Source organism: Siminovitchia fortis (genome assembly GCF_007681465.1).
Classification (GTDB): domain Bacteria; phylum Bacillota; class Bacilli; order Bacillales; family Bacillaceae_C; genus Siminovitchia; species Siminovitchia fortis.
Genome location: NZ_VEKZ01000018.1, coordinates 23,834 through 38,896, shown reverse-complemented (window position 1 = coordinate 38,896; position 15,063 = coordinate 23,834). Strand labels below are relative to the sequence as shown.

At 43.9% G+C, this 15,063-nt stretch carries 11 protein-coding genes and 2 tRNA genes; 7 read left to right on the top strand and 6 right to left on the bottom strand.

The window, feature by feature from the left end; translation table 11 throughout:
* The first annotated feature begins 138 nt into the window (after positions 1 to 138).
* Together FS666_RS08305 and mgsA are read left to right on the top strand one after the other, a co-directional pair.
* Positions 139 to 2,877, top strand: a complete 2,739-nt coding sequence (locus FS666_RS08305) for a GTP-binding protein (RefSeq protein ID WP_144461324.1) — start codon at positions 139 to 141, stop codon at positions 2,875 to 2,877.
* 16 nt (positions 2,878 to 2,893) lie between these two features.
* Entirely contained in the window at positions 2,894 to 3,301 is a 408-nt protein-coding gene (gene mgsA / locus FS666_RS08300) for a methylglyoxal synthase (RefSeq protein ID WP_120071328.1), read from the top strand.
* A 609-nt stretch (positions 3,302 to 3,910) separates the two neighbouring features.
* On the opposite strand, the gene FS666_RS08295 is transcribed toward mgsA, so the two are convergent.
* Positions 3,911 to 4,822: a nuclease-related domain-containing protein gene (locus tag FS666_RS08295; protein ID WP_144461325.1), complete on the bottom strand. Its 912-nt coding sequence runs from the start codon at positions 4,820 to 4,822 to the stop codon at positions 3,911 to 3,913.
* A 251-nt stretch (positions 4,823 to 5,073) separates the two neighbouring features.
* Here FS666_RS08295 and FS666_RS08290 point away from each other — a divergent pair, with 251 nt between their 5' ends.
* From FS666_RS08290 to FS666_RS08270, 5 genes are all read left to right on the top strand, one after another.
* Entirely contained in the window at positions 5,074 to 6,801 is a 1,728-nt protein-coding gene (locus FS666_RS08290) for an AAA family ATPase (RefSeq protein ID WP_144461326.1), read from the top strand.
* A gap of 646 nt (positions 6,802 to 7,447) precedes the next feature.
* Positions 7,448 to 8,413, top strand: a complete 966-nt coding sequence (locus tag FS666_RS08285) for a LolA-like protein (protein WP_120071334.1) — start codon at positions 7,448 to 7,450, stop codon at positions 8,411 to 8,413.
* The gene (locus tag FS666_RS08280; RefSeq protein WP_120071336.1) at positions 8,413 to 9,087 is read left to right on the top strand and encodes a response regulator transcription factor; all 675 of its coding nucleotides are present in this window, start codon (positions 8,413 to 8,415) and stop codon (positions 9,085 to 9,087) included. Before FS666_RS08285 ends, FS666_RS08280 begins: the two co-directional genes overlap by 1 nt.
* A complete protein-coding gene (locus tag FS666_RS08275; RefSeq protein ID WP_120071338.1) occupies positions 9,084 to 10,487 on the top strand; it encodes a sensor histidine kinase in 1,404 nt (467 codons plus the stop codon). The genes FS666_RS08280 and FS666_RS08275 overlap by 4 nt, the downstream gene beginning before the upstream one ends.
* A gap of 84 nt (positions 10,488 to 10,571) precedes the next feature.
* Entirely contained in the window at positions 10,572 to 11,321 is a 750-nt protein-coding gene (locus FS666_RS08270) for a FixH family protein (RefSeq protein ID WP_120071340.1), read from the top strand.
* Between the two features lie 54 nt (positions 11,322 to 11,375).
* Here the strand turns inward: FS666_RS08270 and FS666_RS08265 are convergent.
* The 5 genes from FS666_RS08265 to FS666_RS08245 all read right to left on the bottom strand — a co-directional run bounded on the left by FS666_RS08265 (position 11,376) and on the right by FS666_RS08245 (position 14,984).
* Positions 11,376 to 11,465 (bottom strand) — tRNA-Ser (locus FS666_RS08265).
* A gap of 39 nt (positions 11,466 to 11,504) precedes the next feature.
* Positions 11,505 to 11,577 (bottom strand) — tRNA-Thr (locus FS666_RS08260).
* A gap of 136 nt (positions 11,578 to 11,713) precedes the next feature.
* Complete coding sequence (thrB, locus tag FS666_RS08255; protein ID WP_120071342.1) at positions 11,714 to 12,625, bottom strand: homoserine kinase; 912 nt, start codon at positions 12,623 to 12,625, stop codon at positions 11,714 to 11,716.
* Entirely contained in the window at positions 12,622 to 13,683 is a 1,062-nt protein-coding gene (thrC, locus tag FS666_RS08250) for a threonine synthase (RefSeq protein ID WP_120071344.1), read from the bottom strand. Before thrC ends, thrB begins: the two co-directional genes overlap by 4 nt.
* A complete protein-coding gene (locus tag FS666_RS08245; RefSeq protein ID WP_120071347.1) occupies positions 13,680 to 14,984 on the bottom strand; it encodes a homoserine dehydrogenase in 1,305 nt (434 codons plus the stop codon). Before FS666_RS08245 ends, thrC begins: the two co-directional genes overlap by 4 nt.
* Positions 14,985 to 15,063 lie beyond the last annotated feature (79 nt).

The following is a 15,063-nucleotide window of genomic DNA, read 5'->3' as shown; positions in this document are numbered from 1 at the left end:
GTTAAGAAAATAAGTTAAAAATGTTAAAAGTGGCTGTCTCCGTCTGCAAAAAGTGTTGTTAATTAAAAGTGATTCGTACATAAAAATATAGTAATATGTATAAAAGCGATTATCTAAACAGACGGGCGGGTGAAGACAGTGAAAAATGAAGACTCCTTGGTAAAAAAAGCTTATTACGAGGAAAAGTTCTTGCAAGGGGACTTGGATGATCATCCCATTCGCCAGCTGGGAGAGCTTTATTTAGAAGAACAAAAAAAGGATATGGCCGACCTTTCCTATATTCGGTTTGCCCAAGGTGAAGTATATTTTCATAACTGTGATTACGAGGCAGCCATTTTCAAATGGGAAAACATACATAATGAGCTGGAGCCATGGGCAAAAAAGAATATTGCAGATGCGTACTTTGAGCTTGGCTTTCTACGTACAGCGGAGGATATTTATAAGTCGATTTCAGCAGAATCTCTGATCCTCAATACAGAAGTGGCTTTGCAGTTGTTCACACTTTATTTGGAACAGGGTAAAAATGAAGAAGCTGACCAAATGATCAAAAACGCCGTTGCTATTCATCCAGATTACCAGAATGTGACGGAGCTGGCATGCGCCTTTTTTGAAGAACGCGGGGATTGGAACAGTGCAGTGGAGCTTGCCGTCAACGAAGCGAGGCGGACAAAATCGCCTGAATGGTTTCAAAAGCTTCATTCTTTCATAGAGAATGGCCATACCCAACTCCATGGGGCATCCCATTTTGTGCCGATTCTATATTTGGCGCAAAAGGTGGATCCGGCCTTATTTGAAAAATTGATGGCTGCCCTTTGGAAAAGCCATGAACAACGTGAAGATTATCTGTTATGGATTACGGAAGCGACCATCATTTTACTTGATTCGGATTTGCATACGTATAAATGGAAGTCATTGCCTGAGCTTATGAATAACACCTTTATTCAATTGCTTTCGGGCAAATATTATTTGACAGACCTGACAGAGATCATGCCAAATCTTTTAACGGCATGGCTGAAAATTGCGGATTTCAAAACTGCCCCCTTGGCGGCAGCAGGTGTTTTGGCATGGAACGATGTTTTTCCTTCGCAAATGAATCAGAAGGCAGTCAGCTCAGCGGAAGAAAGCCTGGCGGAGTCGACTAACCAGGGAATGCTGATGGAAAAAATAGCGGGACTGGCCCACGCCATTCAAAGCTGGGCAGATGAACAAGGCTTGAATCTTCACAAAAGATTTGAATGGAGCTTGCAGCAGCTTGAGGATTTAAATTCACGAAGGGTCATGATTGCAGGCAAGTCTGCGGGTGAGAAATCTTCATTTGTTCATTTAATGCTGAAGCAGCACAGCAGCATTATTGATGTCTCCCTTCCCGTTTTATTTAAGGACGGGGAAGAGACTGAATTTCAGCTCGTAACTGATGAAGGAACTTCAGCCGTTACTACAAGCAAGGAGATCATCGAGGCGGAGAACCTTCATGACGCAATGCTTGTCTATTCAGGACCGAATGCTTTCTTGCATGGCCGTGATGTTGCCATTATCGACTATCCTGAAATGGATGGGCTGAACGAAAATAACCGCCATTTTCTGGAATATGTACGGATGAGCGACAGCCTATTATTTGTCCTGAATACGATTGAACCATTTTCTGCAGAGGAATGTGAATTTTTATTGGAAGTAACGGAAAGAATTCCGCTTTGCCCTGTACATTTCGTGTTGAAAAAGAGTGGACTGCTGGCCCCTGACAAGATTGCCGACATCGGAAAAAGGATCAAAAACTATTTTCCGGATGCAGAATTGATCACCTTCTCTGCAGATGGAGACGATGAGAAGCAGCAGGAGGCATTTTCTCGTTTTATTGATCAGCAACTTCGCAATGTGCGGAATGACAGGCTTCGTACCGGAAACATGTTGTTTTTTATCCGGGAAACAATCAAACATTTATTGCAGCAGCAAGTGAAAGTGGAGAAGGAACTGCACGGATCCATCCAATTCGAGGAGGATCTGCTCTCAAAGCTTCAGGGTGCCATCCATCAGCTTTATGATGTGGAAGAAGAAAAGTCAAAAGTGATTCAGAATGCCTACCGGTCGCTTAAAGATGAAATCCGCTCGGATCTGTTAAAGACGATTCCAAAATTGATTAAGGAATCCGCGGATATTCTTCGTGAGGACAGTGATTTTGGCAATATCCACCATGTGCTCAATGATGAGATGAACAAAAGGATTGACGAGTATTTGCAATATACCGTCCATCCAACGTATATCAGCTCTTTGCAGGATTGGATCAGTTTTGCAGAAGGTGAGTTGAATGAAGCGCAGGAACTGCTGATTGGATGGAACGACAGTTTCAATGAGCTGATGGGAGAGGAGCAAATCCGCCTGGAATGTGATTTTCAGATTCTGGCAGATTGGCAGAGGGATGCCGACAGGATGACGGGGGCTATCCAAATTGACAAGGAAAATATTTTGCTGAAGAGAACCCCTTCACAGGTACTGTTGAAAAGCGCCGGGAAGATATTTGGTGTCATTCCGGCCAATAACTCGATGATGTATAATAGGTATAAAAGCTTCATCGAAAATGAAGACTACAGTGAAACAGCGGAATCGATCGCAAATAAATTTTTCCGTCAATTTGAACTTCTTGAAAAAGCGATCCCTCGGGATATTTCCCTGTTTTTCAGGGAACCTTTTAAAGCTTTGAAAAAATCCGCCGCCTCTTATCAAGAGCAAGTTGATAAAAACAAAGCGGCGCTATCTAAAATGAAATCACATCCGGAAACTTTCCGGGATCCGGTAAAACTGTTTGATGTACGGCTGCGTCAACTGGAATGGCTTGAATTTCAGGAGAAAAGCAGCTGGCAGGCAGGCCTTCGAATTAAATGAAGAAAGAGGGAAAACTGTGAATCTAGCTTTGATTGCCCACGATAAGAAAAAAGATGACATAGTTCAATTCGCAATGGCCTACCGCCATATTTTGAAGAATCACAGGCTGTACGCAACCGGAACGACCGGTACCAGAATTCAGGAAGCGACCGGCTTGGACATACAGCGGTTTAAGTCCGGGCCGCTTGGGGGAGACCAGCAGATTGGTGCACTTGTCGCCCAAAATCAAATAGACATGATTATTTTTCTCCGGGATCCCCTGACTGCCCAGCCGCATGAACCGGATGTATCCGCGCTTATGAGGCTGAGCGATGTGTACGGGGTTCCGCTTGCTACCAATATGGGCACGGCCGAACTATTGATTCGGGGATTGGAACGCGGGGACCTTGAATGGAGATCCATCATTCACAGTGAATTGCATTGATTTACGATTTGCGCTTAAAAGAGGCATCCTTGTATGGGTGCCTTTTTATATTGGAATTAGCCGGAGCGGCAGATGATGGGATGCACATTGTGGAAATGATAAGGCATCCGTATGATTCCTTCCCGAATGAGGTTTCGCATTTCGAAAACGGTAACGAATCAGTGTGATACCTTCCCGAATGAAGGTTCACCTTTCGAAAAGGGTAACGAATCCGCGTGATACCTTCCCGAATGAGGTTTCGCATTTCGAAAAGGGTAACGAATCCGCGTGATACCTTCCCGAACGAGGTTTCGCATTTCGAAAAGGGTAACGAATCCGCGTGATACCTTCCCGAACGAGGGTTCACCTTTCGAAAAGGGTAACGAATCGGCGTGATACCTTCCCGAAAGAGGGTTCGCATTTCGAAAAGGGTAACGAATCGGCGTGATACCTTCCCGAATCAAGGTCCACCTTTCGAAAACGGTAACGAATCAGAGTGATACCTTCCCGAATGAGGCCTCAATTCGGAAAAACAGTAACGAATCCGTACTCTTGTCCTCCGAATAGGCCTGTGCTTCATGCATATTAATTTTAACCCGACTATAAGGGTATAAATTGAAAGAGCAACTATTACCCATTTGAATCCACATAATACGTATTCTTACCCTGCCATTTCATTTTAAAATAGCTTCCAAGAATTCTCCTAATTGTTTTATCTGAACCGATTCCGCACCATTCTTGAATAATACTCGTTGTAATCTTTTTATCTGGAAAAAGTAGCTGGAATTGTTGGATACTTCTCCTTATCGAAGTGTCCACATTCTCTTCGCTTCCACAATGATCACATACCACCCGCCTGCCCATTAAAGAAGTCGTTAAGGAGTTGCACGACATACATACGATCCCTTTTTTCAATTGATCGTAGTGGTAATGGGGTAATCTGTGGTAGGAGCGATCATCTAAGTGGCTGCTTACTAACTTATCGGCAAGACTTATATGATTGTTATTCGGTTTTGGAGAATTCGCATTAAGTTGGTTCAAAAAGCGATTTAGTTGGGTTGGGAGTATAATGGGCAGATGGAGTGGGGCTTGGTACAAAGTGAACTCGGAATTAATAAAGATGACATTTCCTTTAATAGGAAAATTAAATCCGGATTTTTGAAGAAACTGCCGAAGTAAAGATTCGCAGCGGCTTAACTGAAGCAGGGGATTTTTGATTTCCTTACCTGACCCTGTATACCAGATGTCTGATTCTATGTAGAAGTCACCCTCAAAATTTTTTACCTCAAAAAGATGGATAGTCTTGTGTTTAAGCAATAGCGCATCGATTTGAAAGATATTATTATCACATTCGAGTAATAAATCGTGCATGATGATCAAATTTGATAAGTTCTCCAACAGTGATGCAAATTTACGTTCACCTTCGTGGCCTTTTTCCAGATAAATGTAATCATGTTTCTCTTTTGGTGATAATTCATAACGAGGAATTAAACAACGCATCATTTGTAACGGCAACGGTACATTATAAGGTTTAAGGATCATCTTCCACTACCTTTCTCTCTTAATATAAAATTGTTATTGTTCCCTCCATTGTATGTAGGTTATAATATTCATTCACTTCTGTCAATTTAAAATAGGGCCATTCTCCGTTGAAAGGTAGGATCAGCATACTTATCTCTTCCGCTTCCCTCTTTGCCGTTGTCACACAGCTGCCATAATATGACTTATAGCCTATTTAACTGTCAGGTGTTATACTATGTAATAGATTTATATCATTTAAGGGAGCTGGAACGGTGAAATCTAATTCCAAATTCACAACGAAGATTGTTCCTCTAGCCATCGGTCTCATTGTCATCGCAGCATGCATTGTGTGGGCGGTTCAAACAATGGATAAAGGAACCGTCATTCCATTTTCTGAGATGGAGTCCACAATCCAGGCTCAAAATGGCGAATTGGTTTCACTCAAGGAAACGTCCGATGGGACGTTATATCTCAAGACTCCAAATGGTAAGTTCATCTCCCACGTAAGGCCAAACAGCCAAATGGTTGAAAAACTTGTTGAAACTTACCATATTAGTTATAAATATTCGAACGGCAGCCAGGCAGGGAATTGGGTCGTCGGGGGCCTGATTGTTCTCATGGCTGGCGCAGCGTTCGTTTTGCATAAAAAAGGAAAAATAGGCGTTACAGCAATGAAGAACAGCACGTCAAAAGAAACGCCGCTTCCTTCCATCACTCTTGACGATGTCGGAGGATTGCCTGAAGAAATGAAAGAGGAAATCCTTCAGACGCTGGAAATTATCAAAGATCCCGACAGGTCAGCCAAGGTAGGCATTGAGGCCCCAAAAGGAATTTTATTGTACGGGCCGCCTGGAACAGGTAAAACATTGCTGGCACAGGCCATCGCCCGAGAAATCGGCGCTTCTTTCTTCTCGTCTTCAGGTTCCGCTTTTACCGAGCTTTTTGTCGGTGTCGGCGCTTCACGGGTACGCTCCTTATTCGAAAACGCCCGGAAACAAAAGCCGTCAGTTATTTTTATCGATGAAGTTGACGCTCTTGCCGGCAAGCGTAAAGCGCATGGCGGAGAAGAAACGGAAAAAACATTGACGGAACTGCTTGTACAGCTTGATGGCGGGCATGATAATGACGGGATTCTGTTCATTGCCGCCACCAACCGGAAAGACATGTTGGATGATGCTTTCCTGCGGCCAGGAAGAATCGACTTTACATTCAATGTTCCTTTGCCTGATACAAAAGGCAGAAGGGAAATCATCGATATTCATACAAAAGGTAAGAACCTCGCGCAGGATGTCGCGGCTTCCCTTGGCACACTGGCCGAAAGCACATCCGGTTTTTCCGGAGCGGAAATCAGCTCACTGTTTGAATCGGCAAGCAGAAGGGCCATCCGTGAAGGAAGAGAACAGATCAATAAGAAAGACCTTGATTATGCGATTGACCGGACGATTCTAGGCAGCACCTCCCGCGCCTTAAACGATCCGGAGACGAAGAGGCGTGTAGCCATCCATGAAGCTGGACATGCTCTCGTTCAGGCGGTCACCAAGCCGGGCACTGTAAGAAAAGCGACAATCATTCCGCGTGGCCAGGCACTTGGCTATGTGGCTCCTATCCAAAAGGAACTGCACCTTTCAACAGCAAGCGAACTCCTTGACCAGGTAAGCATGATTCTTGCCGGAGGCGTCGCCGAACGCCTTTACCTTGGCGAACACAGCATCGGCGTCAGCGGTGATGTCCAGCAGGCAAAAAATCTTTTGGAGCAAATGGTCGATACGGGCATGCTTCAAGACGGTTTTACACTCACTTTCCAAAAGCAAGAAAAAGAAACGAAAATGCAGGAACTGTTCAATAATGCTTTGGAAAAAACGGAGCTTATCATCAAAGCTCATCAAACGGAGTATGAAAACCTTGTCGAAGCGTTAATGCACCAGGAAACGCTCGACGGCACTGAAGTTCAGGAGATTGTAAACGGAACAGGAATTAATACGTATGCGAACAACGCTTAAAGATTCTTATAAACATGTTTATATGCAGCTTTATCCCCGTTTAAAATGGAGATAAAGCTGCATATTTTTTCAGCCAAGAACACAGCTCACTTACTGGATATTTTTGTGTAAATATGCCCAGAATTAAAAAGATATATCTTATTTTCTTTGGAGTTGCCGGCATGTTTATGCCAACTCCCCTTTCCTCAATCATTGGTTTTGGCCCAAAATAGATTTCTATTAAATCTTACAAATCTATTATAACAGTGAATGTTAAAGAGGTATCTACAAGGATGATTGAACTCTAATATTAAAAAATAAAAAATCCCGTATAGGGATTGGGATTTTTATCATAAGTAATTCATTTATTTTCATGGGAGTAAGACTCCCACCTCAAAACATTAGATGAACTGCCCGTAAAAGCCCGATTCGTTCAACTAACAATCAGTGGGGGATGAAGAAAACCCCACTGATTGAAATTTCACTTTATAAGAATCTTACCACCCCTGTCTATACAGTTCATAAAAAGTTAATCTGAGGACATGTTTCTTATATATCGAGCCTAGACTGACTGTCTTTGATTAAACATACTTATTTCATCAAAAGCACACAATTTTAGGTTATGCTTATGATAAGACCCACCATGTTTGAAAACGAAGGTGAGACGATGGGAAAACTCCGCTTGATTTTTATCTGCCTGGCATGTTTTTTCATTCTGTCAGGCTGCCAGGAAAAGAAACAGCAGCCGATTGATGAAAGGGAATCATTTGCGGCCACTTTGAATGTGGGAGATTTCAGTATAGATTTTTTAAATGCGGCCGGTGAGAAGTTTGCACGATGGGAATTGAAGAAGCCGTATACTGGCGCGACTCTCCTGCCTGATGGAGATACATTGATCCTATATGGTCCGGAAATTGAGGAGGTTAACTTTTACTCTCTTAAAAACGGGTCTTTAAAAAAGAGCTTTAAGTGCGGAAAGGGCATATCAAATGTTCTTTATCTGGAACCGGACGCTGAATTCGCTTTTGCTGACAAAATCCAGAACAAGGTCCGATTTTTTGATGAAAATGGTAAAGAAACAAACAGTGTAAAAACACCGGATTATCCGATGGCCATGGAGACGGATGGGAAGAAGCTTTATGTAGCTTCATTCAAAGGAGCCAAGCTTTCGGTCATCAACCTAAGGAGTCATGAAACCGAAAATGAGTTCAATATTCCCGCATCCACGGCAGGGATGCTGCTGAGGGAAAAGGAACTATGGATTGGCGGGCATGGAAAAGGGGATAAACCCCAATCGGCCATTTCAATTTACTCTTTAGAAACGGGTACGTTAAAAGAGGAACTTCCCGCCCCTTTGATGCCGGTTGATTTTTTTGAAAATGAAAAGGGAATATATGCATTAAGCCATGGAACAAATATGCTGTATCATTATAATGTCCATTATGAGCTGATGAACGAAGCCGAAATCGGGGCCAATCCTTTTGCGATTGATTCATTAGGCGGAAAGCTTGTAGTGGCAGGATTTGACAGTGAAAAAATGTATTGGATCAACCCGGATACACTTGATATTGAGGAGACTGCCGATGTCGGCAAAGGGCCATTCGTTATTTTTACGCGTGAGAAGGTGAAATGATGGTACACGTGTTGATCGTGGATGATGAAGAAGAAATGAGAGACCTGATCTCCATGTACTTGCAAAATTCGGGATATCGGACATCTGAAGCTGATGGATATGAACAGCTCCAAGATGAATTTTTAAAAGAAGAGCCGGACCTTGTATTGCTTGATATCATGCTTCCCGGCATGGACGGGTTTGAAATATGCGAAGAAATCCGTGAAAAGAGCAATATTCCCATCATTTTTTTATCAGCAAAGGGAGAGGAATGGGATAAGGTAAAGGGACTGAGGCTGGGAGCGGATGATTACATAGTCAAGCCGTTTTCCCCAGGTGAGCTTGTGGCAAGGATTGATGCTGTATTAAGAAGATCTGCATTCCATCAAAACAAGGCAGTCATGGAGCATGGCTGGTTTATGATGGATGAAGATCAGAGAAAGCTCATCGTGAAAGGCGATAAAATCCAATTGACCTTCAAAGAATTTGAACTCCTTAAAGTCATGATGAAACATCCCGGTAAGGTGTTCTCACGTGAGGATCTGCTTGAAAAAGTATGGGACATTGCCTACCAAGGCGGATTGCGTACCGTAGATACTCATATAAAAACACTTCGAATGAAGATAGGAGAGGAAGCGGGACGCTACATTCAAACAGTTTGGGGATGCGGCTATAAATTCGAGGTTCCGAAATGAAAATCGGCTTGTCCCGGAAAATGTCCATTGCCCTGGTGCTCGCTTTTACCGTATCAACTGTATATGCCACATTATTCTCTTACTTTTTATATGAGAGGTTGTATGTAAACAGCCTCAAAACGGAGATGCTTGAAACGGGGAGACGGCTTGCCAACTCTTATAATGGAGGGTCGGTATCCGGATCCTTTATAGATGATGTGAACTGGTTTGGGGAGAAATCCCAATTTGAAGTATTTGCTGTAAAAAACCCTCGGGAACTGAGCATGTGTCTTCCATTTGAAGTCGATTACCAAGCATTGATCAGCGGCGAGGATCGGGAAACGCTTTTAAAAGGCGAAACGGTTTATAAAAAGGGGCATGTGGAGCGATTGAACCGTGATGTTATTTCGGTCGTCATTCCCCTTTTGGATGGAAAAAGACTGGAAGGTGTCATTTACTTATATTATCCTTTGGCCAATTTGAGTGAAATGATCTTCCGTTATTCCATTTATTGGATTGGGGGCGCTGTTTTATTTCTGCTTATTGCCTTGACAGTGGGAAATAAGTGGTTAAAAAGGGCGATTTATCCATTGAAAGAGATGCAAACTGCGGCCAGGGATTTATCGGATGGCAATCTGTCTGTACGGGTGGCGGACTATCCTGATGATGAAATTGGCCGGCTTGCCCATACATTCAATGAAATGGCTGAATCCATCGAAAAGGAAGATGAGAAGAAAAAAGAATTCCTTGCGAATGTTTCGCACGAGCTTAGAACACCGCTAAGTTATATTAAAGGGTATACGGAAGCCATTCAGACGGGGTTGGCTCCGCCCGAAGACAAAGAAAAATTCAACCGGATCATTTTACGTGAAGCTAAAAGAATGGAGCGTCTTGTTGAAGACCTGTTGGATTTGGCAAAATTTGAGTCCAAGGAATTTTCTCTGAAAAAGCTGCCTGTTCCGCTTGCGCAAATCATTGAGGAATCGATAGAAAAAGTGAAACAGCGGGTCCTCCAAAAAGGGATTCATCTGGAGTTCCGGCTGAACTATGATCTGATTGCCGAAGTGGATGAAGAGCGCCTGGAGCAGATGCTTTTGAACTTGCTTGATAATGCGATCAGGCATACCGAAAAGGGCGGAACCATTACAGTTTCCTTGACATTGAAGGATCAAGCATTCGGTTTGATTACAATTGCAGATACCGGTCACGGGATACCTGCTGAAGATTTAAATAAAATCACGGAACGTTTCTACCGGGTGAATAAGGCGAGAACGAGGAAAGAAGGGGGGACGGGACTGGGTCTCCCTATCGTGGAAAGCTTAGCAAAATTGCATGGCGGAACATTCCATATTGAAAGCGAAATTGGAAAAGGTACAACTGCTTCCATCAGCCTTCCAATTATTTCTGCTTCTTTTCAATAATTGGATACGCTGATTTCACATGTTTCACACAATCCGGGTGTACAGTTGAAAATAGGAAATTTCTAGTTTTTGGAGGGGACATGAATGAAAAAAAGACTATGGCCACTTGTGATTGGGCTGTTCGTTCTTGCATTGGCTGCCTGCGGAAATACAGGAACTGAGGATTCGGAAGATGATATTCCAAAACCTCTTGATGTGGAATTGGAGGTGCAGGAGACAGCAGATATAGGTGAAACTGTACCTTTTAAAGCGACTGTCACGCAAGGTGACGAAAAAATAAAAGATGCTGACGAGGTCGAATTTGAAATATGGGAAGAAGGAAAAAAAGAAGACAGTGAAATGATCAAAGCGAAAAATAACAAAGACGGCACATACGAAGCTGAGAAGTCTTTTGATGCCAATGGCGTGTACATTGTGCAGGTACATGTGACAGCAAGAGGATTGCACAACATGCCGAAAAAATCAGTGACAGTTGGGGAAGGGGCTGCTGAAGAAGAGGACGGCCATCATCATGGGGACCATGGCCACCACCATCAAACTGAGGGTTTTAGCATGCACTTCATGGAACCAAGAAACGTAAAAGCGGGAAAGAAAGCCGAGCTTATGGCTCATCTTGAACTTAAGAACAAGCCTATGGAAGCTGCACGTGTCCGCTTTGAAATTTGGACTGATGGTTCCGATAAACACGAGTTTGTGGATGCGAAAGAGTCCAAACCTGGAGAATATACAGGACACTATGATTTTAAAAAGCCCGGAATGTACAAAATTCAGGTGCATGTCGAAAATGATGAAGGTTTGCATGAGCATGAAGAGCATGAAATAGAAGTGAAATAAAAAAAGGAACGTTCACACCAAGGGAGTGGGCGTTCCTTTTTCTTTGTTTTATGACGGAGAAGGTGGGATTCGAACCCACGCGGCGGTTGCCCGCCCTAATGCATTTCGAGTGCATCCCCTTCAGCCGGACTTGGGTACTTCTCCAAATGTGAAAACGACCTTTCGCATCATCGGCCGTTCGAATGCTGGTGACAGGACTTGAACCTGCGACCCCATCATTACGAGTGATGTGCACTACCATCTGTGCTACACCAGCGCAGAAAAATTATAAGAGAATAATAATATATATGGATTGTTTTTTCAAGAATTTGTTCTTGGATGGGGTTCCATACTCTGCTAAAGATAATAAACGGCCCAAGTGCTCATCACTCGGGCCGCAGGCGATTCGTTCATTATTTACAATCCTGGAATTTCTCAACACGAAGTCCGTTTCGGTCGGCTTCCATCAATTCAATGGAGTAATTTGGCAGTACTGCCTGCATACCCTTCACGATTGATTCCCCGGTTCCTTTTGGAGCAAAGGATATCATTGTCGGTCCTGCACCGCTTATCACTGTTCCGAATGCTCCCATTTCCCTTGCAGCCTGGCGGATCTCATCGTAGTTTGGAATCAACGAAGCACGATAAGGCTCATGGAAGAGGTCGGCTTCCATCATTCTGCCGGCAAGCCCATAATCCCCTGATAGCAGTCCTGCAATCATGACATTCCCAATTCCGCTTGCAGCCGTTGCATCCGCTCGGCTGAACGTTTCAGGAAGAACTTTCCTGGCAGTTTCTGTCTTCAATTCGAAATTTGGAATATATAGGACAAGGTCCATGTTTAGATCGTCTGTTTGAAAATACTCCACTTTGTCTGTCCGCTTTGTTTCTGCCGTGACAATCAATCCGCCGAGCAGGGCCGGAGCGACATTATCCGGATGGCCTTCAAATTTTGTGGCCCATTCCAATTTTTCCTCCGGAGTTAATTCCAACTGGCAAAGCTGGTTGGCAAGTTCTATTCCGGCTACGACTGCTGAGGCGCTGCTTCCCATACCGCGGGCCAAAGGGATTTCACTTTCAACAACCACTTTACAAGGAGGAAGGACGGCTTCACATTCCGAAGCCATCCTTTCCGCCATTTGGTAAATAAAATGTTCTTGGGCTGCATCAGCAGGGGGGAGATGCTCTGAGCGGTGCTCAAATACCCATTCGTCACTTCTTTGAACGTGTAATGTCAAATAACGGTTCAGTGCCATTCCGACAGAATCGAATCCCGGGCCGATATTTGCGGTGCTTGCCGGAACAGAGATAGTGAAGCCGTTCATTCATTAACCACGCCTTTAATATAGTCTATAATGACATTTTCATCATTTGGAAGGACGACAGGATTGTACTCAATTTGAGATATGGCAGTTTGCGGGTCTTTCAGTCCGTTACCTGTCAATACAGCGACAACCTTGCTTCCTTTTTTGATGCTGCCGTTTTTCACCTGCTGAAGTACACCAGCAATAGATGCGCATGAACCAGGCTCGGCGAACACGCCTTCCTTACGTGCAATCAATTGGAATGCTTCTAGAATTTCTGCATCCGTTACAGACTCGATTTTACCTTCGGACTCATCTCTTGCTGCTGTCGCAAGGTTCCAGCTTGCAGGGTTTCCAATCCGGATGGCAGTTGCTACAGTTTCGGGATTTGCAATAGGCTCACCTTTCACAATCGCAGCTGCACCTTCCGCTTCGAAACCGTACATCTTAGGAAGTCCTGTCTGCTTCTCTTCGTTATATTCCTTGAATCCTTTCCAATAAGCGCTGATGTTTCCGGCATTCCCTACAGGGATGGCCAAAACGTCCGGAGCAGCGCCAAGCTGGTCGCAAATTTCAAACGCAGCTGTTTTCTGCCCTTCAATCCGGTAAGGATTGACAGAGTTTACAAGAGTAACAGGTGCTGTCTCACTGATTTTACGGACCATTGCCAAGGCTTCATCAAAGTTGCCTTCTATTTCAACGATTTCTGCTCCGTACATTATTGCCTGCGCCAATTTGCCAAGTGCGACCTTTCCGTTCGGAATAACGATGATCGCCCTGATTCCGGCTTTGGCGGCATAAGCCGCAGCAGCAGCAGATGTATTTCCTGTTGAGGCGCAAATGATCGATTTGCTGCCATCCTCAACAGCTTTTGCCACAGCCATGACCATTCCGCGGTCTTTAAATGAGCCGGTAGGGTTGGCTCCTTCCACTTTTGCGTACAATTCAATTCCCAGGTCTTTAGATAAATGGGCCAGATGTACTAAAGGTGTGTTACCTTCCTGAAGTGTTAATCTTGGTGTTTTTTCTGTCACAGGCAAATAAGGTTGATAATGCGAGATCAGGCCCGGCCAGTTCATTTTTCTCCATTCCCCTCTACACGATAATAACTGATTACGTCTTTTACAACGGACAAATCCCTAAGCTTCATTAAGGCCTCTTGGAAGTTTTCCAAGGAAACTGTATGTGTAACAATGATGATTTCAGCCAGTTCCCCTTTATTGAGCGGAGTTTGCAGGATTTTTTCAAAACTGATACCCAACTCGTTGAACAAAGTAGTGATTTGTGAAAATGCTCCAACTTCGTCAGCCAAATGAAGCCTGAAATAGAATTGTCCAAAACGCTCCTTAGGAGATTTTAACACACTTTCATATCTTGGGGCTACAGCGCTTTTTCCATTCACGCCAAGAAGCAGGTTTTTAATGACGGCAACAACGTCAGCCATGACGGCAGTGGCTGTCGGCAGGCTTCCTGCACCCGGTCCGTAGAACATTGTTTCACCGACTGCTTCACCTTGCACATAAATGGCGTTATACTCATTTTTGACAGAGGAGAGCGGATGGCTCTTGGATAAAAATGTCGGCTGGACGCTCACTTCCACTTTATGGTCGTCGACTTGAGCAAATCCGATCAGCTTCATGGAATAACCAAGTTTTTGTCCATAATGCAGGTCTTCAAGGGATAGCTTGCTGATACCTTCCACCTCCACATCATCAAGAGCAACGCTTGTGGAAAAGGCGAGTCTTGCAAGGATTGCCATTTTTCTGGCAGCATCCAGCCCTTCAACGTCAGCAGTCGGGTCCGCTTCGGCAAATCCGAGTTCCTGCGCCTTTTTCAGGGCATTTTCATAGGACTGACCTTCCTCTTCCATTTTTGTTAAAATATAATTAGTTGTACCGTTGACGATCCCCATCACTTTTTTCAGGCGGTCGGATACCAAACCTTCGGTCAATCCACGCAAAATAGGGATACCGCCGCCGACACTCGCTTCGTAAAACAGGTCAACGCCGTTTTCAACAGCCGCTTTTTGCAATTCGGGCCCATGGAGTGCAATCAGATCCTTATTAGCCGTAACGACATGTTTTTTCGCCTGGATTGCTTTTGTTATATGTTCTCTGGCTTCTTCAATTCCGCCCATCACTTCAACGACAAGATCGATTTCTGGGTCTTGAAGCACATCATCCGGGTTGGAGGTGAGGAATGTCTGGCCAATTTGAATGTCTCTTTCTTTCTCTGTGTTCCGTACAAGAATGCTTTTTACTTTGACACCGCAGCCGAGTTGGTGAACCAGCTCATCCTGGTGGTTTTCAACCAGCTGTACTACACCGGAACCAACAGTTCCCAAACCTAATAATCCGATAGATACATAGTCTTTCTTCATTAAAAATTCCTCACCTTTCTGTCTGTCTATAAAGTACATTTGTTTTTATATAGTAGACATTTAAGTTTTAAAAGTCAAG

Coding starts and splice junctions, on each gene's coding strand:
- FS666_RS08295 (WP_144461325.1), bottom strand. CDS start 4,822: ATGATCCTTAAACCTTATAATGTACCGTTGCCGTTACAAATGATGCGT.
- FS666_RS08285 (WP_120071334.1), top strand. CDS start 7,448: ATGGGAAAACTCCGCTTGATTTTTATCTGCCTGGCATGTTTTTTCATT.
- FS666_RS08280 (WP_120071336.1), top strand. CDS start 8,413: ATGGTACACGTGTTGATCGTGGATGATGAAGAAGAAATGAGAGACCTG.
- FS666_RS08275 (WP_120071338.1), top strand. CDS start 9,084: ATGAAAATCGGCTTGTCCCGGAAAATGTCCATTGCCCTGGTGCTCGCT.
- FS666_RS08270 (WP_120071340.1), top strand. CDS start 10,572: ATGAAAAAAAGACTATGGCCACTTGTGATTGGGCTGTTCGTTCTTGCA.
- thrB (WP_120071342.1), bottom strand. CDS start 12,625: ATGAACGGCTTCACTATCTCTGTTCCGGCAAGCACCGCAAATATCGGC.
- thrC (WP_120071344.1), bottom strand. CDS start 13,683: ATGAACTGGCCGGGCCTGATCTCGCATTATCAACCTTATTTGCCTGTG.
- FS666_RS08245 (WP_120071347.1), bottom strand. CDS start 14,984: ATGAAGAAAGACTATGTATCTATCGGATTATTAGGTTTGGGAACTGTT.